General features: G+C 72.1%; 19 protein-coding genes. 13 read left to right on the top strand and 6 right to left on the bottom strand.

What is annotated here, in order from left to right:
• On the top strand, window positions 1-860 hold an 860-nt coding region (locus UK12_RS28625; RefSeq protein WP_045306084.1), incomplete at its 5' end, for an RICIN domain-containing protein.
• A gap of 103 nt (window positions 861-963) precedes the next feature.
• Here the strand turns inward: UK12_RS28625 and UK12_RS28620 are convergent.
• Both UK12_RS28620 and UK12_RS28615 read right to left on the bottom strand, forming a co-directional pair.
• Window positions 964-1,539 (bottom strand): DUF4291 domain-containing protein, encoded by a 576-nt coding sequence (locus tag UK12_RS28620; protein WP_045306083.1) that lies wholly within the window; start codon window positions 1,537-1,539, stop codon window positions 964-966.
• Between the two features lie 79 nt (window positions 1,540-1,618).
• Complete coding sequence (locus UK12_RS28615; RefSeq protein WP_045306082.1) at window positions 1,619-2,533, bottom strand: NAD-dependent epimerase/dehydratase family protein; 915 nt, start codon at window positions 2,531-2,533, stop codon at window positions 1,619-1,621.
• A gap of 100 nt (window positions 2,534-2,633) precedes the next feature.
• Between UK12_RS28615 and UK12_RS28610 the strand changes: the two genes are divergently transcribed.
• From UK12_RS28610 to UK12_RS28595, 4 genes are all read left to right on the top strand, one after another.
• Window positions 2,634-3,134 carry an Lrp/AsnC family transcriptional regulator gene (locus UK12_RS28610; RefSeq protein ID WP_045306081.1) on the top strand — a complete coding sequence of 167 codons (501 nt, stop codon included), beginning with the start codon at window positions 2,634-2,636 and terminating at the stop codon, window positions 3,132-3,134.
• A gap of 240 nt (window positions 3,135-3,374) precedes the next feature.
• Window positions 3,375-4,706, top strand: a complete 1,332-nt coding sequence (gene lysA, locus UK12_RS28605; RefSeq protein ID WP_082120021.1) for a diaminopimelate decarboxylase — start codon at window positions 3,375-3,377, stop codon at window positions 4,704-4,706.
• 32 nt (window positions 4,707-4,738) lie between these two features.
• Complete coding sequence (locus UK12_RS28600; protein ID WP_045306080.1) at window positions 4,739-5,515, top strand: DUF72 domain-containing protein; 777 nt, start codon at window positions 4,739-4,741, stop codon at window positions 5,513-5,515.
• On the top strand, window positions 5,512-5,790 hold the full coding sequence (locus tag UK12_RS28595) for an acylphosphatase (RefSeq protein ID WP_197085242.1): 279 nt from the start codon (window positions 5,512-5,514) through the stop codon (window positions 5,788-5,790). Before UK12_RS28600 ends, UK12_RS28595 begins: the two co-directional genes overlap by 4 nt.
• A gap of 57 nt (window positions 5,791-5,847) precedes the next feature.
• Here UK12_RS28595 and UK12_RS28590 read toward each other — a convergent pair whose 3' ends face one another.
• On the bottom strand, window positions 5,848-6,738 hold the full coding sequence (locus tag UK12_RS28590) for a DMT family transporter (protein ID WP_045306079.1): 891 nt from the start codon (window positions 6,736-6,738) through the stop codon (window positions 5,848-5,850).
• A gap of 109 nt (window positions 6,739-6,847) precedes the next feature.
• Window positions 6,848-9,247: an FUSC family protein gene (locus UK12_RS28585; protein ID WP_052682221.1), complete on the bottom strand. Its 2,400-nt coding sequence runs from the start codon at window positions 9,245-9,247 to the stop codon at window positions 6,848-6,850.
• Window positions 9,248-9,453: 206 nt separating this feature from the next.
• Between UK12_RS28585 and UK12_RS28580 the strand changes: the two genes are divergently transcribed.
• A complete protein-coding gene (locus UK12_RS28580) occupies window positions 9,454-9,969 on the top strand; it encodes a GNAT family N-acetyltransferase (RefSeq protein ID WP_045306078.1) in 516 nt (171 codons plus the stop codon).
• A gap of 56 nt (window positions 9,970-10,025) precedes the next feature.
• Here UK12_RS28580 and UK12_RS28575 read toward each other — a convergent pair whose 3' ends face one another.
• Window positions 10,026-10,625 (bottom strand): hypothetical protein, encoded by a 600-nt coding sequence (locus UK12_RS28575; protein WP_197085241.1) that lies wholly within the window; start codon window positions 10,623-10,625, stop codon window positions 10,026-10,028.
• Between the two features lie 391 nt (window positions 10,626-11,016).
• On the opposite strand from UK12_RS28575, the gene hemL reads away from it, so the two are divergent.
• The 7 genes from hemL to UK12_RS28540 all read left to right on the top strand — a co-directional run bounded on the left by hemL (window position 11,017) and on the right by UK12_RS28540 (window position 17,985).
• Entirely contained in the window at window positions 11,017-12,351 is a 1,335-nt protein-coding gene (gene hemL, locus UK12_RS28570) for a glutamate-1-semialdehyde 2,1-aminomutase (protein ID WP_045306087.1), read from the top strand.
• Window positions 12,352-12,380: 29 nt separating this feature from the next.
• The gene (locus tag UK12_RS28565) at window positions 12,381-13,028 is read left to right on the top strand and encodes a histidine phosphatase family protein (protein WP_045306086.1); all 648 of its coding nucleotides are present in this window, start codon (window positions 12,381-12,383) and stop codon (window positions 13,026-13,028) included.
• A gap of 144 nt (window positions 13,029-13,172) precedes the next feature.
• The gene (locus tag UK12_RS28560) at window positions 13,173-13,772 is read left to right on the top strand and encodes a TlpA family protein disulfide reductase (RefSeq protein ID WP_045306076.1); all 600 of its coding nucleotides are present in this window, start codon (window positions 13,173-13,175) and stop codon (window positions 13,770-13,772) included.
• Complete coding sequence (locus UK12_RS28555; protein WP_045306075.1) at window positions 13,769-14,545, top strand: cytochrome c biogenesis CcdA family protein; 777 nt, start codon at window positions 13,769-13,771, stop codon at window positions 14,543-14,545. Before UK12_RS28560 ends, UK12_RS28555 begins: the two co-directional genes overlap by 4 nt.
• 3 nt (window positions 14,546-14,548) lie before the next feature.
• Complete coding sequence (resB, locus tag UK12_RS28550; protein ID WP_052682220.1) at window positions 14,549-16,276, top strand: cytochrome c biogenesis protein ResB; 1,728 nt, start codon at window positions 14,549-14,551, stop codon at window positions 16,274-16,276.
• A gap of 3 nt (window positions 16,277-16,279) precedes the next feature.
• Window positions 16,280-17,419, top strand: a complete 1,140-nt coding sequence (gene ccsB, locus UK12_RS28545; RefSeq protein ID WP_045306074.1) for a c-type cytochrome biogenesis protein CcsB — start codon at window positions 16,280-16,282, stop codon at window positions 17,417-17,419.
• Window positions 17,420-17,634: 215 nt separating this feature from the next.
• Complete coding sequence (locus UK12_RS28540; protein ID WP_156178981.1) at window positions 17,635-17,985, top strand: hypothetical protein; 351 nt, start codon at window positions 17,635-17,637, stop codon at window positions 17,983-17,985.
• Between the two features lie 107 nt (window positions 17,986-18,092).
• Here the strand turns inward: UK12_RS28540 and UK12_RS28535 are convergent, their stop codons facing one another.
• The gene (locus UK12_RS28535) at window positions 18,093-18,305 is read right to left on the bottom strand and encodes an acyl-CoA carboxylase epsilon subunit (RefSeq protein WP_045306072.1); all 213 of its coding nucleotides are present in this window, start codon (window positions 18,303-18,305) and stop codon (window positions 18,093-18,095) included.
• Between the last annotated feature and the right edge of the window lie 163 nt (window positions 18,306-18,468).

Here is an 18,468-nt window from a genome sequence, read left to right as displayed (position 1 = left end):
GGGTGGTGCCGGTCCTGAGCGACGCCCTGCGGCAGGCGGCCTCCCAGGTGCCCGGTGTGCGGTACCTGGACCAGCGGCGGGTCAGCTACGGCCACGAGGTCTGCGCGGAGTGGACGAGTTCGCCGTACGAGTACACCAACGGGGACGTCATCGACCTCTCGGAGAAGACCCGCAACGGCTGCGACCACGAGATCGGCATCCCGGGCGTCTGCATGAACATGGTGCGCCAGTCGTACCACCTGCGGGTCGCCGGCTACGCGGGCGAGGCGCGCTGCCTGGCGCAGTTCTACCAACTGCCCGGCCAGCAGGAGGCTTTCTGCACGCTGAACCAGCAGAACACCACCTCCGTCGAGCCCCTGACGCCGGGTCAGCCGTTCCCGGACAAGCCCGAGGACGGCGCCTGGTACCAGCTCACCAACACCGCCAACGGCCAGGCCCTGGACCTCTCGGGCGGCGGCACGTACGGCGACAGCACCAACGGCCGGGGCGCGATCACCTATCCGGCGACCGGCGGGCTGAACCAGTCCTTCGTGCTGGAGGCCAAGGCCGGCGGCAGCTACGAGCTGGACTTCAGCGGCAACCGCAACATGTGCCTGGACGCCAACGCGGCCTCCACCGCACCGGGTACCCGCCTGCAGCAGTGGGGCTGCAACGGCGGCGGCAACCAGCACTGGATCTTCAAGCCCGGCGCCAACGGCACCTACAAGCTGGCCGACTCCCAGGACCCGACCAAGGTCGCCACCGCCTCGGGCCAACTGGACGCCCAGGGCAACCCGATGGTCGTCCTGGCCGCCGACACCGACGCCGCCGGCCAGCTCTGGCAGATCACCAAGCTGGGCATCGTCTACCTGCACGGCTGACGACGGGCCGCGATAGGAGGCAGCCATCAGGGGCGCGGGGACGTCCTCGCGCCGCCGGCCGAGTCCGGCCCCGCGTCCCTGAACGGTGTGCCGAAGCCGGCGCCTACCTCGCCCCGATCAGCACGGCCAGGCCGTCCGGGAGCGGGTACGGACGTTCGGCGGGCAGCAGCGCGGCGTCCCGCTCGCGGCGCAGCCGGTCGGCGAGCGGGGTCACGTCCGCGATCGAGGTGATCCACCCGCCGACGTAGCGGTGCACCGCCTCGCCGCGCAGCCCGACCTGGAGCGAGCGCCAGGGCAGCGGCTGCAGACCGAGGTTGCGCTCCGGATCCCACTGCACCCGCACCGGGTTCCGGCGCACCTCGCGTCGCCACTGGTCGCGCGAGCGGTGCACCCGGGAGTCGTACGAGCTGAGCGCGGAGTTGGCCAGCGCCCACTCGAAGCCGTCCCGCCGGATGGAGACCGCCAGGACCCGCTCCTGCCCGGCGCTGCGGCCCCAGTCGCTGCGGTGCATCATCCACAGGAAGGACGGCTTGATCCAGGTCATCCGCTCCACCCTGAACGCCTCGGGGAAGCGGCCGGTCGCGGCGGCCGGTTCGGCGATCTCGGGGGAGAACGCCTGGTAGACCGTGATCGTCTCGTCGGTGTAGGCGGCGCGGATCTGTCGGCTCGGCGTTGGCATACGGCGATCCTTCCGCACCCGGCCGCCCGGCCGCAGCGACTTTCGCCCGACTTCGCCGTGTGTCGCCGTGGTCCCACCTTCACGCCCCTGGTCCGCCGACCCGCGCCGCAGCCTCGGCGACGACGCCCGGCAGCCAGGACGAGAGCGGGGAGAACTCGTAACCGAGCTGTGCGGCACGGGAGTTGTCCATGCCGTAGTAGTGCCCGAAGGAGAACGGCGACGGCTCGTCCCCGTCGGTGCGGAACCGGGCTTCGCGGCCCACCCGCTCGCCGACCAGCCGGCACAGCTCGGCGACGCCCAGGTCCCCGGGCGAGCAGGCGTTGACCGGCCCGGTGAAGGAGGAGCCGGCCGTCCAGGCGAGGAAGTCGGCGATCTCGTGGTACTCGACGAACGTGGACGGCCGGGCGTCCCGGTGGACCCGGACCTCCTCGCCGGCCCGGATCCGCTCCACGTAGTGGGCCAGCCGTCCGGTGAAGTCCTCCGCGCCGCCGCCCAGCACATGGGCGGTGCGGACCGCGACGTACGGCAGCTCCGCCTGCCCCCGGGCGAGTACCGCCTCCGCCTGCCGCTTTCCCTCCGCGTAGTGATCGGCGATCAAGTGCCGCTGCTGCCAGGGGAGTTCGAGATCCACCGGCACGGCCTCCGGATCCACCGCAGCCTCGGCGAGCGGCGCCCCGGCCGCGATGCCGGCGTACACCTCGATCGTGGAGGTCATGACGTACCGTCCGGTCCGGCCCCGGAACACCCGCCGGGCGGCCGCCGCCTGCACCGGCGTGTACAGCACCTGGTCCACCACGGCGTCGAAGGTGCGGTCGCCGAGTGCCGCGCTCAGGGCCGCCTCGTCGTCCCGGTCGGCGGTCAGCCGGGTGACGCCCTCCGGGGGAGGGGTCGAGCCCCGGTTGACCAGGGTGACCCGGACACCGGCGTCCCGCAGTCGGGTGATCAACCGTCGCCCGAAGTAGCGGCTGCCGCCGATGACGCAGACCTCGTCCACTGTGCTTCCCCTCCCGGGAGGTGCCAACTTCTGATGCTGCTATAAGTCTTGTGGCAAAAAGCCAGCCGGCGAAGGGGGAAACATGGGGATTCGGGCCATTGTGCCGAAAGACCAACGGAGTCAGCGCGGTCTTGCCGATGATTCATCGGCGGCACTCGATCCGATCGATCTTCAGCTGCTGGAGCTGGTGCAGTCGGAGGGGCGGATCACGCTGAGCGAGCTCGGGCGGCGGGTGAGCATGAGTCCGGCGGCGGTCGGCGAGCGGATCCGCCGGCTGGAGGGCAACGGAACCATCACCGGCTACACGGCGGTGGTCGCGCCGGAGCGGCTCGGCTACGGCATCCAGGCCTTCGTCCGGGTCTCGCCGCACGGCGGCATCACGCTCTGCCAGTTCCGCAGCCAGGAGCTGATCGACCGGCCGGAGATCCTGGAGGTCCACCATGTGATCGGCGAGGACTGCTGGATCCTCAAGATCGCCGTACGCAACACCGCGCACCTGGAGGAGCTGCTGGAGAAGATCTCCTCCATCGGCCGCACCACCACCTCGATCGTGCTCTCCTCACCGGTCGAGCGGCGCATTCTGCGCCCCGCCGCCGAATAGCCTCCGCACGCCCGAACAGGCCCGCTTTTTCAGGGCCGTGGCGAGGCGTACGGGAAACCCTGCGCCGCCGTCGCGCACCGGCCGCAAGGTTTCCCGCACCCCCTCCGAGCAGGGCAGAAGGCCCGTCCCGACTCCCGGTCGCCGAGCTTCCGAGGCGTGGACAGCCGTGCGATCAACGGCCCGTCTCCAGCAGGATTCCCGGTGCAGCAACCCCCACCGGCGCGAAGGACGGACCGGACCATGACGACCCCTGCCCCTGCGTTCCCCGGAGCCCTCGACGGCCCCCGGCTCGCCCGGATCGCCGAGCAGTACGGCACGCCGGCCTGGGTCTACGACGCCGAGCCGATCCGTGCCCAGATCGCGAAGCTGCGCGCCTTCGACCAGATCCGGTTCGCCCAGAAGGCCTGCTCCAACATCCACATCCTGCGGCTGATGCGCGAGCAGGGCGTTGCGGTGGACTCGGTCTCGCTCGGCGAGGTGGAGCGCGCCCTCGCCGCCGGGTTCCGGCCGGACGGGCCCGACGAGCCGATCGTCTTCACCGCCGACCTGCTCGACCGGCCGACCCTGCGCCGGGTGGCCGAACTCGGCATCCCGGTCAACGCCGGTTCCCCGCAGATGCTCGACCAGATCGGCCGGGCCGCCCCCGGCCACCCGGTCTGGATCCGGATCAACCCCGGCTTCGGGCACGGCCACAGCCGCAAGACCAACACCGGCGGCGAGCAGAGCAAGCACGGCATCTGGCACGAGCACCTCGCCGAGAGCCTCGCCCTGGTCGAGCGCTACCGCCTGGACCTCATCGGCTTCCACATGCACATCGGCTCCGGGGTGGACTACGGCCACCTGGAGGCGGTCTGCGAGACCATGGTCAAGCAGGTCCGGCTGTCCGGCCACGACGTCCGGGCCATCTCGGCCGGCGGCGGCCTCTCCGTCCCGTACGCGCAGGGCGGCCCCGAGGTCGACACCGAGCGGTACTTCCGCCTCTGGGACGCCGCCCGCCGGGAGCTGGCCGCCGAACTCGGCCACCCGGTACGGCTGGAGATCGAGCCCGGCCGCTTCCTGGTGGCCTCCTCCGGTCTGCTGGTCAGCGAGGTGCGGGCGCAGAAGCCGGTCGGCAGCAACCACTTCGTCCTGGTCGACGCGGGCTTCAACGACCTGATGCGGCCCGCCATGTACGGCAGCAGCCACCGGGTCACCGTGCTCGACCCGTCCGGCGGGCCCCGGCGCACCGAGAGCCTCGACACCGTGCTGGCCGGCCCGCTCTGCGAGTCCGGCGACGTCTTCACCCAGGCACCCGGCGGTGACGTCGAACCGGTCCCGATGCCCGGCACCGAGATCGGCGACCTGGTGGTCTTCCACGACACCGGCGCGTACGGCGCCAGCATGTCCTCCACCTACAACTCCCGGCCGCTGATCCCCGAGATCCTCACCGACGGCGCCACCACCCGGCTCATCCGCCGCCGCCAGAGCGTCGCCGACCTGCTCGCGCTGGAGACCTTCGAGACCGCCGAGACCGCCGAGGTCTTCGAGGCCCCGGACACCGCGACGGCCACGGCAGCCGGTCCGGCCGACTGACCCGCCCGGACCGGCCGTGCTTCCATGGAGGCATGGCGCTGTTCGTCGGCACCTCCGGCTGGCAGTACGACGACTGGCGCGGCGTCCTGTACCCGCAGCAGACGCCGCGGCGACTCTGGCTGGAGGAGTACGCCCGGGGCTTCGCCACGGTGGAGAACAACAACGCGTTCTACCGCCTCCCGTCGTCCGAGACCTTCGCCGAGTGGCGGGACCGCACACCTGAGGACTTCGTGATGGCGGTCAAGGCGAGCCGCTACCTCACCCACCTCAAGCGCCTGCACGACCCGCAGGAGCCGGTCCAGCGGCTCTGCTCGGCCACCGCCGGACTCGGCCCGAGGCTCGGCCCGGTACTGCTCCAGCTGCCGCCCACCCTGCGGGTCGACGCCGAGCTCCTCGACGCCTGCCTCGCCTGCTTCCCGCCCGGCAGCCGGGTCGCCGTGGAACCCCGGCACGAGTCCTGGTGGATCCCGGAGATCCGGGCGGTGCTGACCCGGCGCGCCGCCGCCCTGTGCTGGGCCGACCGCGGCTCCCGGCCGGTGACCCCGCTCTGGCGCACCGCCGACTGGGGCTACCTGCGCTTCCACGCCGGCCTCGCACAGCCGTTCCCCCGGTACGGCAGACAGGCCCTCGCCCACTGGGCGGCCCGGCTCGCGGAAACCTGGCCGGAGGGGGCCGACGTCTACGCGTACTTCAACAACGACCTCGGCGGTGCGGCGGTCCTCGACGCGACGGCCTTCGCCGCAACCGCCGCCGCAGCAGGCCGGACGGTCTCCCGCACCCCGGCCACCACCCCAGTGAGGTACCCATGATCCGCAACCGAGTGATCGTCTCCGGCCAGGTCCAGGGCGTGTTCTTCCGCGACGCCTGCCGCCAGGTCGCCCAGGAACACGGCGTGACCGGCTGGGTGCGCAACCTCGCCGACGGCACCGTCGAGGCGGTCTTCGAGGGCCCGCCCGCGGCCGTCGCCCAACTGCTCAGGTGGTCCCACCACGGGCCCGAGTCGGCCGTCGTCGACGGGGTCAGCCAGCACGAGGAGGAGCCCGAGGGGTTCACGGCCTTCGAGATCTACTCGACCCCGTGGTGAACCGCCGGCCGTTCTGCTGCCGGTCCGCCCGTCCCACCGGCCCCCGGCCCCGCCGGGTCAGTCCTGCGCTGGCTCGGCAGGCGCCGGCGCGACGATCAGCGTGGCGAGCGGAATCCGCGCCAGGGTCACCGCCCCCACCGCGATCAGGGCGACGCCGAGCAGCTCGGGCACCAGCCACCACCCGCCGCGCACCTGCTCGTCGTACAGCGTCACGCCGAGGGCCAGGCTCACCAGGGCGTCCCCGAGGGTCAACGCGGGCTGCGAGGCGACCAGCGGCCCGGCCTGCATCGCGTTCTGCAGCAGGAACAGCGCACCGGCGCCCGCCACCGCGAACGCATAGGTCTGCCAGGCCAGGAAGAACGCGGGAACGCCGTCGTCGGTCAGGATGTGCATCGCCGACTTCATCAGAGCCGCCGTGAGCGCGTAACCGATCGCCGCGGCCGCGCCCAGGCACCCCGCCCTGACCCGTCCCTCGGGACGCTTCAGCGCCACCAGCGACAGCAGGACGATCGCCCCGCCGCACCCGGCCAGCGCGGGCAGCCACCGCTCCACCGGGGCACGGGGGATCCCGGCCGACGGCGAGGCGGCGCCCATGGCCACCCCGAGGCCGACCACCACACAGCCCACGGCGACCCAGGCCCACGCTGTCAGGCGGCGGTGCATGACGCGGGAGGCGATCAGCAGAGCCAGCGGCAGCTCGATCACGAACAGCGGCTGGACCACGGTCATCGCCCCCGTGGCCAGCGCGGTGGCCTGGAACACGGCCGCGGCGATCACCGCGAGAATGCCGCCCAGCCAGACCGGGCGCCGCACCAGGTCCAGCATCAGCCCCAGCCGGAACCCCGCCGAGCGCGGCACCGAGAGCGCGGCCAGCCGCTGCAGCACCGTGGCGACGGCGTTGCTCAGAGCGGCGCCCAGCGCGAACAGGACGGGCAGCAGGACCTGCATGCTCCCGTTCTGCCCTCACCGGCCGATCCCCGCAACCCCAGCCGTGCCGCTCGCCCCGTCACTGCCTTCCGTCCCGGCACACCGCCACACCGCCACACCGGCACACCGGTCACCGGTGCGGCGGCGTACGGATCCGCCCCAGGTCCAGGGCCAGCCCCTGGAGCCAGACCCCGGTGTCGAACAGCAGCACCAGCTCGGCCGGGGCACCGGCCGCCGCTCCCTCGTCGAGCCGGCCGACCGCCGCCCGTGGACCGGTCCTCGCGAACAAGCCGGCCGGGTCCCGTGCGGTGGGCTCGGAGTGTCCCGAGCCCGCCGGAGCCCGTTCCGCCGGGTCGAGCCGCTCGGCGAGGGCCAGGTACTCGCCCGCGAGGTGCGCCGCAGCCCCGCGCAGACCGTCACCCCGCCGCTCCCCGAAGGACCCCGCCCCGGCAGCCAGGCCCCCCTCCAGGTGTTCGTGCACCGCCCGATCGGCGAGCAGCCGGTCCGACCCGCGCAGCGCGTGGTGGCCCGCGATGAGCGCGGCCTGCCAGTCGATCTCGTCGGCCTGAGGATCGTCCAGCTCGCTCTGGCACTGGGCGAACGAGGTCTCGGCCAGGGTCAGGGTGTGGACCACCTGGGTCTCGGAGAGGTCGGAGTCGGGTCGGCGGCCGGTCAGCACCAGAACCGTGTCGGTGATCGTCGAGGCGGTGGTCCGAAGGACCCCGGCGACATCGCGCCGGAGCTCGCCGCGCACCCCGCGCGGCCAGGCGAACAGCCCGCACAGCAGGCCGATGAGACTGCCGATCAGGACGGCCAGGAACCGGACCTCGGCCAGTTGCCAGCTCGCCGGTGCCAGCTGGGCGAACACCGTGGACACCACCACGGTGAACAGCCCCTGCGCCCAGCCGACCCCGAGCAGCGGCCCGAACAGGAAGGCCGCCAGCATCACCACCGGAAGGACCACGGCGTACGCCCCCTGGTGCTGCCCGGCGATGACCAGCAGCCCCGCTGCGGCCAGGGCACCGAGAAGCGTGCCGACGAGGGCCCGGCGGACCGTCGCGCCGGTCTGGGCCGTACTGGTACGGGTCAGGGTCAGCGCGGCGAGCATCGCCCAGAAGCCGTGCGGGATCGCGATGATCCCGGTGACGGCCCGGGCCGCCGCCAGACCGATGCTGGTCCGGACGGCGTTCTGGAAGTACACCGACCGACCGCTGAGGTTCCCGGTCAGCCGCACGACCCACAGCTGCCGGGTGCTCACCCGGGCGAACCAGAGCGGCCCGCGTGCCAGGTCCTCCGGCAGCTCGGCCCGGTCGGGTCCGCAGGTTGCCACGGCGATCGACCCCAGCAGGGTCCGGGCCGCCTCCCCGGCCTCCAACAGCGCGGCCTGGCGAAGCATCGCCGCCCTCAGGGCGGCCCGGTCCAAGGGGCCCGACCGGCCGCCGACACGGCTGTGCCGGAAGTCCGCCAGCGCGCCGTCCAGCGCGGACGCGGGCGGCGCCGCCCGCACCGGGCCCGCCGCTCGCAACGCCTCGGCGGCCCGGCCCACGGCCGCACCGATGCTGCCCAACAGCCGCCGTTCGGCGACCTCGTGCCCGTCGCCGAACGGCCCGTGGCCTTCCCCACCGGCGTCCTGCCCTCCGTCCGGCTGTCCGCCGACCGCCTGTCCTGGCCCGGCCCCCTGCCCCCGTCCGGCCGGCGGCGGCAGCGCCAGCAGGCGTGCCAGCAGCTGCCGGACGGCCCCGCCCGCGTGGGCCAGTGCCCGATCGTGCGGCCCCGGGCCCGCCGGCCGCTCTGCCGGAGGCAGCACATCGGGACGCAGCGCCTCACCGGCCTCGTCCGCCCGTTCCCGCGTCGCCCGCCGCAGCTCTGCCGCCGCACCGGCGCCCGATCCAGCCCCCGAATCCGGTCCCGAGCCACCGGCCAGCTCCTGCGCACACGCGGTCGCGGCTGCCGTCGCATCGGCCAGCAGCACCCGGTAGCCGACCGGCGGCGGGTCGCGGAACAGCAGCATGTCGGCGGCCACCAGCAGAACCATGCCGACGGTGGCTCCGGCGAGTCGCTGCCCCAGCGTCTCCGGCGCGAACGGCGGGAAGCACGGCAGGATGTAGAGGAGGTGGAGACCGGGAGCCGCACCGGTCGGCCGCGGTCCGGCCACCGCCGCGAAGGCCAGTACGAAGCTGACGACCAGCATGCCCACCACGGCCGCCCAGGTGCTGATCGCGAGCAGCGTCCCGGCCGTCACCAGCACCCACCCGATCGGCAGGCAGCGGGCGATCACCCCGGCCCGCTGCCGTCCGGTACCGGGGATCCGGGACAGCGCGCCCATCGCCACGGCGGCGAACAGGGCGTAGGTCGCCGTCACCGGCTGGTGCAGCACGTACAGGCAGGGGTAGAAGCCGGCGCAGGCCGCGAGGGTCACCCGTGCCGCGTTCCGTGCGACGGCACCCGCGGACGGGTCGGCGAGCACCCCGGGGCGCAGCGACCGGACCGGTCGGCCGCCGCGACCGCGACCGTGGGGTGAGCTCGCCATGGGCCTCGCTGCCCTCCGTCGGCCCCCGTCGCTCCAGCATGGCACCGCCGGGACACCCCCGCACACGGCAGTTGCACCCCCGGACACGGCAGCGGCGCCTGCACGCAGCCGCCCCACCGGTCGGAGCAAACCGCGCGGGCCCGACGTTGATCGATCATGGAGTGGCCGCACGGGCCCGTGCTCCCAGGACCCGAGACGAGGGCTGAATGTACGTCATCACCACGGCGCGGCTACGGCTGCGCCCGCTCAGCACGGCCGACACCGACTGGTGGGTGGACCTGCACGCCGACCCCGAGGTCAGCCGCTTCGTCGGCACCTACAGCCGGGAGCGGGCCGCCGCCCGCCTGCGGGCCATCGAGGACCAGTGGGAGCAGCGCGGCCACGGCCTGTGCGCGGTCGAGCTGGCGGCCACCGGCGAGACGATCGGGCGGTCGGGCCTGTTCTGGTGGGAGCAGTTCGACGAGACCGAGGCCGGCTGGACCCTCGCCCGCCCGTACTGGGGGCACGGCTACGCGACCGAGGCCGCCCGCGCGGTCCTGGACCGGGGTTTCGACCGGCTCTCCCTGCCGCGGATCACCGCGATGATCCACCACGGCAACGACGACTCGACCGCGGTGGCCCGCCGTCTCGGCTTCGCCCCGCTCCGCGAGGACGAACTCTTCGGCCAGCCCCTCACCGTGCACGTCCTCGACCGGACCGACCGGACCGACCACCCGGTCTGACGGTCACCCGGCGGCGCAGCAATCAGGGCCAGACCAGGGTCAGGGCCAGACCAGGGTCAGGGCCAGACCAGGCAGTACAGCTGGTGCCCGGCGTCGTGCAGCCGGTTGGCGAAGTCCTGCCACTCGTGCAGCATCGTGTAGATAACGAACGCGTCGCGCGGTCCCCGCCGGTCGGGGACGGTGGACCAGATGAACGCGGCGGCGCCGAGTTCGGTCTCGTCGGCCTTGCGCAGGGGTTCGACGACGGTGTGCGGGAGCTGGACCACGGCGTAGTCGGGGTGCAGGACGACCAGCTCCAGCGGCGGGACCTGGTGGAGCGGTACGCCCTTGATGCCGGTGAGGACCATGGCGCTCATGGTCTCGGGCTTGATCTTGGTGGAGAGGTGGCCGTTGGGGGAGCCGCTGGTCTCCATCAGGTCGCCGAGGCGGCCCAGCGAGCCGAGTTCCCCGGCCTCCAACCCGAGACCGCCCGGTCCGAGAGCGGTCGGCACTCTGGCGGCGGTGGCTCGGTCGGGTGCGCCGAAGTACTTGTAGGTGACCCCCACTCTTCCCTCGCCCCGCTTTCCACTGCCCGCACCCGTTCCCCCGCCCGCGGCCCCGGTGGACCGGCGGGAACGACCCGCGGCCTCCTCGAAACCGTCCTGCGCATCGGACACTCGGACCATCCTCACCGGAATTCGCCGGAATCGACAGACCCCCGCACGCTCGGCGTCCTCCGAACGTGCCACTTACCCGCCCTGCGTCGCCGTACACGCGTCATCCGTCCCGCGCGCACCTGCGCCGCCTGTACCTGCTCAAGCTGTCCCGCGTCCCACGCCGCCTGCGCGGCCCGGCGGTAGTACGGATAACCGCACAAACCCTACGAACCCTACAGACCGTACAGGCTGTTCGGCCCTTGTGGATCGGGTCACCCGTCAGGTCGGAATCCGGAGGGGGCGCCGCATCCGGCGGGGCGGTTGCAGTACACGGATCATCGTTCCAGATGATCGGGCCCGACGTGCGGAGGTAAAGGACACGATTTGAGACCATGTCCACGTGACCAACCCGATGAGCTACCCGTACGAGGCCCCTCAGTCCCAGTCGCTGTTCGACCGTGCCTCGGTCGTGACCCCCGGCGGCGTCAACTCTCCGGTGCGCGCCTTCCGCGCGGTGGGCGGCACCCCGCGCTTCATGGTGTCCGGTACCGGCCCCTACCTGACCGACGCCGACGGCCGCGAGTACGTCGACCTGGTGTGCTCCTGGGGTCCGATGATCCTCGGGCACGCGCACCCGGCCGTGATCGACGCCGTCCAGCAGGCGGTGACCCGCGGCACCTCCTTCGGCACGCCCGGCCAGGGCGAGGTCGAGCTCGCCGAGGAGATCGTGGCCAGGGTGGCCCCGGTCGAGCAGGTCCGGTTGGTGTCGAGCGGCACCGAGGCGACCATGTCGGCGATCCGGCTGGCCCGGGGCTTCACCGGCCGCGCCAAGGTGATCAAGTTCGCCGGCTGCTACCACGGCCATGTGGACGCGCTGCTGGCCGCCGCCGGTTCCGGTGTCGCCACCTTCGGCCTGTCCGACACCCCGGGTGTCACCGGCGCACAGGCGGGCGACACCATCGTCCTCCCCTACAACGACCTGGACGCCGTCCGTACGGCGTTCGCCGCGCACCCGGGCGAGATCGCCTGTGTGATCACCGAGGCGTCCCCGGGCAACATGGGCGTCGTCCCGCCGCTCCCCGGCTTCAACAAGGGCCTGGCCGAGCTCTGCCGCGGCAACGGCGCACTGTTCATCTCGGACGAGGTGATGACCGGCTTCCGCGTCTCCAGGGCCGGCTGGTACGGCGTCGAGGCCGCCCACGAGGGCTGGGCCCCGGACCTGCTGACCTTCGGCAAGGTGATGGGCGGCGGCTTCCCCGCCGCGGCCTTCGGCGGCCGGGCCGACGTGATGGCCCACCTGGCCCCGGCCGGGCCGGTCTACCAGGCGGGCACCCTCTCCGGTAACCCGGTCGCCACCGCCGCCGGCCTCGCCCAGCTGCGCGGCTGCACCGACGAGGTGTACGCGACCGTGGACCGGGTCGCCGCCGAGATCTCCGGCCTGGTGTCGGACGCGCTCGGCAAGGAGGGCGTGACCCACCGGCTGCAGACCGCCGGGAACATGTTCTCGGTGTTCTTCACCGACGAGCAGGTCACCAACTACGACGAGGCCAGGCGCCAGCAGGCGTACCGTTTCAACGGCTTCTTCCACTCGATGCTCAGCCAGGGCGTCTACCTGCCGCCGTCGGCCTACGAGTCCTGGTTCGTCTCGGCCTCGCACGACGAGCGGGCGATCGAGCGGGTCGCCGCCGCCCTGCCCGCCGCCGCCCGTGCGGCGGCCGAGGCCCAGCCCACGGAGGGAAGCAAGTGACCGGCAAGGACACCACCGTCGTCCATCTGATGCGCCACGGCGAGGTGCACAACCCGGAGGGCATCCTCTACGGGCGCCTCCCGGGCTACCACCTCTCCGAGCTGGGCCGGCAGATGGCCGACCGGGTCGCCGACCACCTGGCCGACCGCGACATCACCTACGTGGTGGCCTCGCCGCTGGAGCGCGCGCAGGAGACCGCCGAGCCGATCGGCAAGGCACACGGCCTGGAGGTGGCCGTGGACGAGCGCCTGATCGAGGCGGAGAACATCTTCCAGGGCAAGACCTTCGGCGTCGGCGACGGCTCGCTGAAGAACCCCGGGTACTGGAAGTACCTGACCAACCCGTTCCGGCCGTCCTGGGGCGAGCCGTACATAGAGCAGGTGGTCCGGATGATGGGCGCGCTCGCCGCGGCCCGGGACGCCGCGCGCGGGCACGAGGCGGTCTGCGTCAGCCACCAGCTGCCGATCTGGATCGTCCGCTCCTTCGCCGAGCGCCGTCGGCTCTGGCACGACCCGCGCCGCCGGCAGTGCTCGCTGGCCTCGCTGACCAGCTTCACCTACGAGGGCGACCGGATCGTCTCGATCGGCTACCGGGAACCGGCTCGCGACCTGCTGCCGGCCCACCTGGTCGGCAAGGGCGGCAAGGACAAGCCGGTGGGCAAGAGCTTCGGCGCCTGAGCGGTCTCCCGGCCCCGGCCGAGCCAACCGGACATTACCCGGAATAAGCGGATCATAAGTACAGGAACAGCAGGTCAGAGGGGGTCCGACAGGCAACGTCGGACCCCCCTGAAACCGCCTGAAGTCCCATGCGAAACTTTTCACATGTCTGGGACGCCCCACCGCCGTATCCGCCTCGCCGCCGCCCTCGGCGCCGTCGCCGCACTCGCCCTCACCGGCTGTAGCTCTGGCTCGTCCAGCGGTGGCGGCCAGACCGGTTTCATCACCGGCAAGGGCGGTCTGGACACCGCTCCGGTCAGCGAGCGCGGGCCCGCTCCCGCGATCTCCGGCAAGACCCTGGACGGCGGCAGCGCGGCGGTCGCCGACTACAAGGGCAAGGTCCTCGTCCTCAACATCTGGGGCTCCTGGTGCGGCCCGTGCCGGGCCGAGGCGGCCGGCCTCCAGGAGGTCTCGCAGAAGTTCAAGGACAAGGACGTCCGGTTCCTCGGCATCAACACCCGCGACGCCGACCCGGCCAACGCGGTGCGCTTCGAGCGGAACTTCGGGGTGACCTACCCGAGCATCTACGACCCGGACGGCACCCAGATCCTCAAGTTCCCCAAGGGCAGCCTGGATCCGCAGTCCATCCCGACCACGATCATCGTGGACCGCGAGGGCCGGCTCGCCGCCCGCTCGATGCACGCGATCTCCTCGGACGACCTGGAGTCGCTGCTGAAGCCCATCGTCGACGAGAAGTCGCAGTGACCACCGCCCTCCTCGCGCTCGGGGAGACCAACGAGACGGTGGCCAGCGGTGCCATCCTGCTCGCCGTCCCGATCGCGCTCGCCGCCGGGCTGGTCTCGTTCTTCTCGCCCTGCGTCCTGCCGCTGGTCCCGGGCTACCTCAGCTACGTCACCGGGTTCTCCGCCGCCGACCTGGCGGACGCCAAGGGCTCGCGGCGCGGCCGGATGCTGCTCGGCTCGCTGCTGTTCATCCTCGGGTTCAGCGCCGTGTTCGTCTCCGGCGGTGCGCTCTTCGGCTTCTTCGGCCACCGGCTGCTCGAGTACCGGCACACCATCAACATCGTGATGGGCGTGGTGACCATCGTGATGGGCCTGGCCTTCATGGGGCTGCTGCCCGGTTTCTCGGTGCGCGAGCTGCGTTCGCACCGCCGCCCGGCCATCGGACTGGCGGGGGCGCCGCTGCTCGGCATCGTCTTCGGGGTCGGCTGGACGCCCTGTATCGGCCCGACCCTCGCCTCGATCCAGTCGCTGTCGATCAACCAGGCGGACGCCGGGCGCGGTGCGCTGCTGATGTCCGTGTACTGCCTCGGCCTCGGCGTACCGTTCGTCGTGGCCGCGCTCGCCTTCCGGAAGGCGCTCGGTGCCTTCGGCTGGATCAAAAAGCACTACCAGTGGGTGATGCGGATCGGCGGCGGCATGCTCGTCGCGGTCGGCCTGCTGCTGGTCACCGGCGCCTGGGACGCGCTGGTCAACCAGCTCCAGTACGCCACCCAAGACTTCTCGATCGGAATCTGACCCGTGAGCGACACCCGAACCCGCCCACCCGAGCCCCCCGAGGACATCGCCGACGCGGAGGCCGAGCGCCTGAGCAGCGCGCCCGCCGAGTCGGACGGCCCGACCGGGATAGGAGTGCTCGGCTGGTTCCGCTGGATGTGGCGTCAGCTGACCTCGATGCGGGTCGCGCTGATCCTGCTGTTCATGCTCTCGCTGGCCGCCATCCCCGGCTCGCTGATCCCGCAGACCAGCCAGAACGCCTTCAAGGTCGACACCTGGAAGGGCACGCACAAGGCGCTCACGCCGATCTACGAGAAGCTCCAGCTGTTCGACGTCTACAGCTCGGTCTGGTTCTCGGCGATCTACATCCTGCTGTTCGTCTCGCTGGCCGGCTGCATCATCCCGCGCACCTGGCAGTTCGTCGGCGTGCTGCGGGCCAAGCCTCCGGCCGCGCCGCGCAACCTGACCCGGATGCCGGTCTACGCGGCGTGGCAGAGCGACGCCGACGCCGAGGCGGTCAACCGGGCCGCGTACCAGCGCCTGAAGAAGCGCGGCTTCCGGGCCCACCTGGGCAACAGCGCGGTCGCCGCCGAGAAGGGCTACCTGCGCGAGGTCGGCAACCTGCTCTTCCACTTCTCGCTCTTCGCGCTGCTCGCGGGCTTCGCCTGGGCGAGCCTGGCCAGCGGTCAGGGCGGCAAGCTGGTGATCGTGGGCCAGGGCTACTCCAACACCATGACCCAGCTGGACGACTTCTCCGGCTCGGCCTTCTACACCAGCAACGACCTGGACACCTTCGGCTTCAAGCTGGACGGCTTCACCGCCACCTACCAGACCAGCGGCGACCAGATGGGCACCGCCCGCGAGTACGCCGCCCACATCCGGTACTGGAAGGGCGCCGACGACACCAAGCTGACCAAGGGCGACATACAGGTCAACCACCCGCTGGAGATCGGCGGCAGCAAGGTCTTCCTGATCGGTCACGGGTACGCGCCGGTGGTCACGGTCAAGAACGCCAAGGGCGAGACCGTGTACACCGGCCCGACCGCCTTCCTCCCGCAGGACGGCAACCTCACCTCCACCGGCGTCATCAAGGTCAACGACTACGGTGACAAGGACGGCAAGAAGACCCAGCTCGGTTTCCAGGGCTACTTCCTGCCGACCGCGCCGGTGAACTTCGACCAGACCGGTCCGATCTCGCTCTTCCCGGCCGCCGCCGAGCCGATGCTGGTGCTCACCGCGTGGGCGGGCGACCTCGGCACCGACTCCGGCCTGCCGCAGAACGTGTACCAGCTGAACACCACCCACCTGACCCAGCTCAAGCAGGACGGCGACATCGCCAGGGCCAGGCTGAAGCCCGGTCAGGGCTGGACCCTCCCGAACGGCTACGGCACCGTCAGCTTCGACGGCTACCAGGAGTGGGCCAGCTTCACCGTCTCCCACCGGCCGGGCAACGCGGTCGCGCTGACCGGCGCGGTCTGCGCGATCCTCGGCCTGATCGGCTCGCTGTTCGTCCAGCGCCGCCGGATCTGGGTCCGGGCCACCACGACCCCCGACGGCCGCACCCTGGTCGAGGTCGCCGGACTGGCCAGGAGCGAGTCCGCCAAGATCGCCGAAGAGCTCGCCGACCTCGCCGTCGACCTCCAGGACGACGCCCCGGCCACCGAGGGCGAACCGGCGGCATCGGACGAAGCACCCGCATCGGACGAACCGTCAGGCCCCACATCCCCCGCCGACCCGAACTCCAAGGAGTAGACGGTGCAACTCGCCTCGGGAGTCGACCTACAGCTGGCCGACCTCTCCAACAAGCTGATCTACTCGGCCATGGCCGTGTACCTGATCGCCATGTTCGCCCACATGTTCGAGTGGACGTTCGGCAGCAAGGGCGCGGTCGCCGTCCGCTCCGCCGAACAGGCGACCCTGGCCGCGACCGTGGCCGCCGCCAACGAGCCGGCCAAGGCGGCCAAGCAGGTCACCGTCACCGTCGCCTCGGCGAACGGCGGCACCACCACGCTGACCCGCACCGCCCTGGCCGACGCCGGCGCCACCGTGGTCACCAGCGGCCGCGGCGAGGCCGAGGAGGTCGACGGCCCCGGCGCCGCGGGCAGCAGCGAGAAGGGCGACCTGGCCGGGCGGATCGCCGTCTCGCTCACCGTCCTCGGTGCCGTGCTGCACGTCGCCGCCGTGGTCACCCGCGGCCTCTCGGTGATGCGCTGGCCGTGGGGCAACATGTACGAGTTCTCCTGCGCCTTCGGCTTCACCATGGTGGCTGCCTACCTCGGGCTGCTGGTCGCCAAGAAGAAGGTCCGCTGGCTCGGCCTGCCGGTCATGGTGGCCGTGCTGCTCATCCTCGGCCTCGCCGTGAGCGTGCTCTACACCGACTCCGAGCAGCTGGTCCCGGCCCTGCACTCGTACTGGCTGGCCATCCACGTCTCCACCGCGATCATCTGCGGCGGTGCCTTCTACGCGGCCTTCGTGGCGACCCTGCTCTACCTCGCCAAGGACCGCTTCGACCAGCGCATGGCGGCGGGCCTGACCAGCGGCCCGCTCGGCACCTCGGCCTCGATCTGGCAGCGCCTCCCCGCCGCCGGGACGCTCGACAAGCTCTCGTACCGGATCAACGCGATGGTCTTCCCGCTGTGGACCTTCACCATCATCGCGGGCGCGATCTGGGCCGAGGCGGCCTGGGGCAAGTACTGGGAGTGGGACCCGAAGGAGACCTGGTCCTTCATCACCTGGGTGGCCTACGCCGCCTACCTGCACGCCCGGGCCACGGCCGGATGGAAGGGCCGGAAGGCGGCCTATCTGGCCCTGTTGGCATTCGCCTGCTGGCTGTTCAACTTCTACGGCGTCAACATCTTCGTCACCGGCAAGCACTCCTACGCCGGCGTCGGCTGACGGAACGCCGGATCCGCACCCTGCCACCCGCACCGGGTGGCAGGGGGGCCGGTGGACCCACCGGCAGCACCGCTGCACCGTTCCACCCCGAGCACCACCCCCCTGCTGTCACCAGACATCCGCTGTTCCGGAATCCGCCAAGCCGCGAGGAGGGCCGCACCATGGAGTGCGACGAGGTCATGCTGACCGTCCGAATCACCGCTACGGAGAGAGCCTTGCTCCGGAGCCTCGCCCAGGGCCACCGCAGCGACGTCTCCGAAGTCGTCGCCGACGGGCTGCTGGACGTCCTGCCGTCCCTGCACTGCAGTGCCGACGCGTACCGGCTGCTGGCCGCGCTGACCCAGCCGGCCCCCTGTGCCCAGACCGTCTGGCTCCCCGCCCCGCTGGCCGACCTGCTGGTGCTGGCCGCCGCCCGGATCGCCCAGTCCACCGGCGTCCGGCTCGGCTCCGCCAGTGCCACGCTCGGCGCCGCCGTGCGCCTCTGGCTCTCCCAGGACCCCCAGCGGCTCGCCACCAACCTCGCCGTCATGCACGCCGGCCGCCCCGCCGCCCTCGCCGCCGCCTGACCGCCCGGGGCCCCGCCTCCCGGCCTGGGCCGGTCCGTGGGGCACCAACGCAACCGGCCCTGTTCCCGCCACGAGACGGGGGAACAGGGCCGGACGGCTGTTCGGCGTCAGGCCGCCTGCTGCCAGCTCACGGGGGAGTAGTACGCCGGGCGGCGCTCCAGGCGCTGCCAGCTGGCGATCGGCTCGACCACGACGGTCTGGGCGGCGGCGGCCTGGACAGCGGCCGCGCGGGCCAGCAGGACGGCGGTGAGGGCGGCGAGTTCCTCATCGGTGAGGGAGCCGCGGACGATGCGTACGAGGGGTTCGGCGGAAGCGCTCATGGTTGTGGTTTCTCCCCCGGTTCAAGAAGTCTGGTGTGGGTCCGACGGGCCTGGACGGCCTGTTACATCGGTGGGTTGCCGTGCTTGCGGCTGGGCAGGTCGGCGTGCTTGGTGCGGAGCATGGCGAGGGAGGAGGCGAGGACCTGCCGGGTCTCGGCGGGGT

This window comes from Saccharothrix sp. ST-888 (assembly GCF_000955975.1).
Classification (GTDB): Bacteria; Actinomycetota; Actinomycetes; order Streptomycetales; family Streptomycetaceae; genus Kitasatospora.
This window is presented reverse-complemented; position numbering and strand designations above follow the sequence as displayed.

What these genes read in the sequence shown, in the direction of transcription:
- UK12_RS28590 (WP_045306079.1), bottom strand. Translation starts at nt 6,738, where the DNA reads ATGCAGGTCCTGCTGCCCGTCCTGTTCGCGCTGGGCGCCGCTCTGAGC.
- UK12_RS28600 (WP_045306080.1), top strand. Translation starts at nt 4,739, where the DNA reads ATGGCGCTGTTCGTCGGCACCTCCGGCTGGCAGTACGACGACTGGCGC.
- UK12_RS28565 (WP_045306086.1), top strand. Translation starts at nt 12,381, where the DNA reads ATGCGCCACGGCGAGGTGCACAACCCGGAGGGCATCCTCTACGGGCGC.
- UK12_RS28595 (WP_197085242.1), top strand. Translation starts at nt 5,512, where the DNA reads ATGATCCGCAACCGAGTGATCGTCTCCGGCCAGGTCCAGGGCGTGTTC.
- UK12_RS28585 (WP_052682221.1), bottom strand. Translation starts at nt 9,247, where the DNA reads ATGGCGAGCTCACCCCACGGTCGCGGTCGCGGCGGCCGACCGGTCCGG.
- lysA (WP_082120021.1), top strand. Translation starts at nt 3,375, where the DNA reads ATGACGACCCCTGCCCCTGCGTTCCCCGGAGCCCTCGACGGCCCCCGG.
- UK12_RS28620 (WP_045306083.1), bottom strand. Translation starts at nt 1,539, where the DNA reads ATGCCAACGCCGAGCCGACAGATCCGCGCCGCCTACACCGACGAGACG.
- UK12_RS28535 (WP_045306072.1), bottom strand. Translation starts at nt 18,305, where the DNA reads ATGAGCGCTTCCGCCGAACCCCTCGTACGCATCGTCCGCGGCTCCCTC.
- UK12_RS28560 (WP_045306076.1), top strand. Translation starts at nt 13,173, where the DNA reads ATGTCTGGGACGCCCCACCGCCGTATCCGCCTCGCCGCCGCCCTCGGC.
- UK12_RS28580 (WP_045306078.1), top strand. Translation starts at nt 9,454, where the DNA reads ATGTACGTCATCACCACGGCGCGGCTACGGCTGCGCCCGCTCAGCACG.
- hemL (WP_045306087.1), top strand. Translation starts at nt 11,017, where the DNA reads ATGAGCTACCCGTACGAGGCCCCTCAGTCCCAGTCGCTGTTCGACCGT.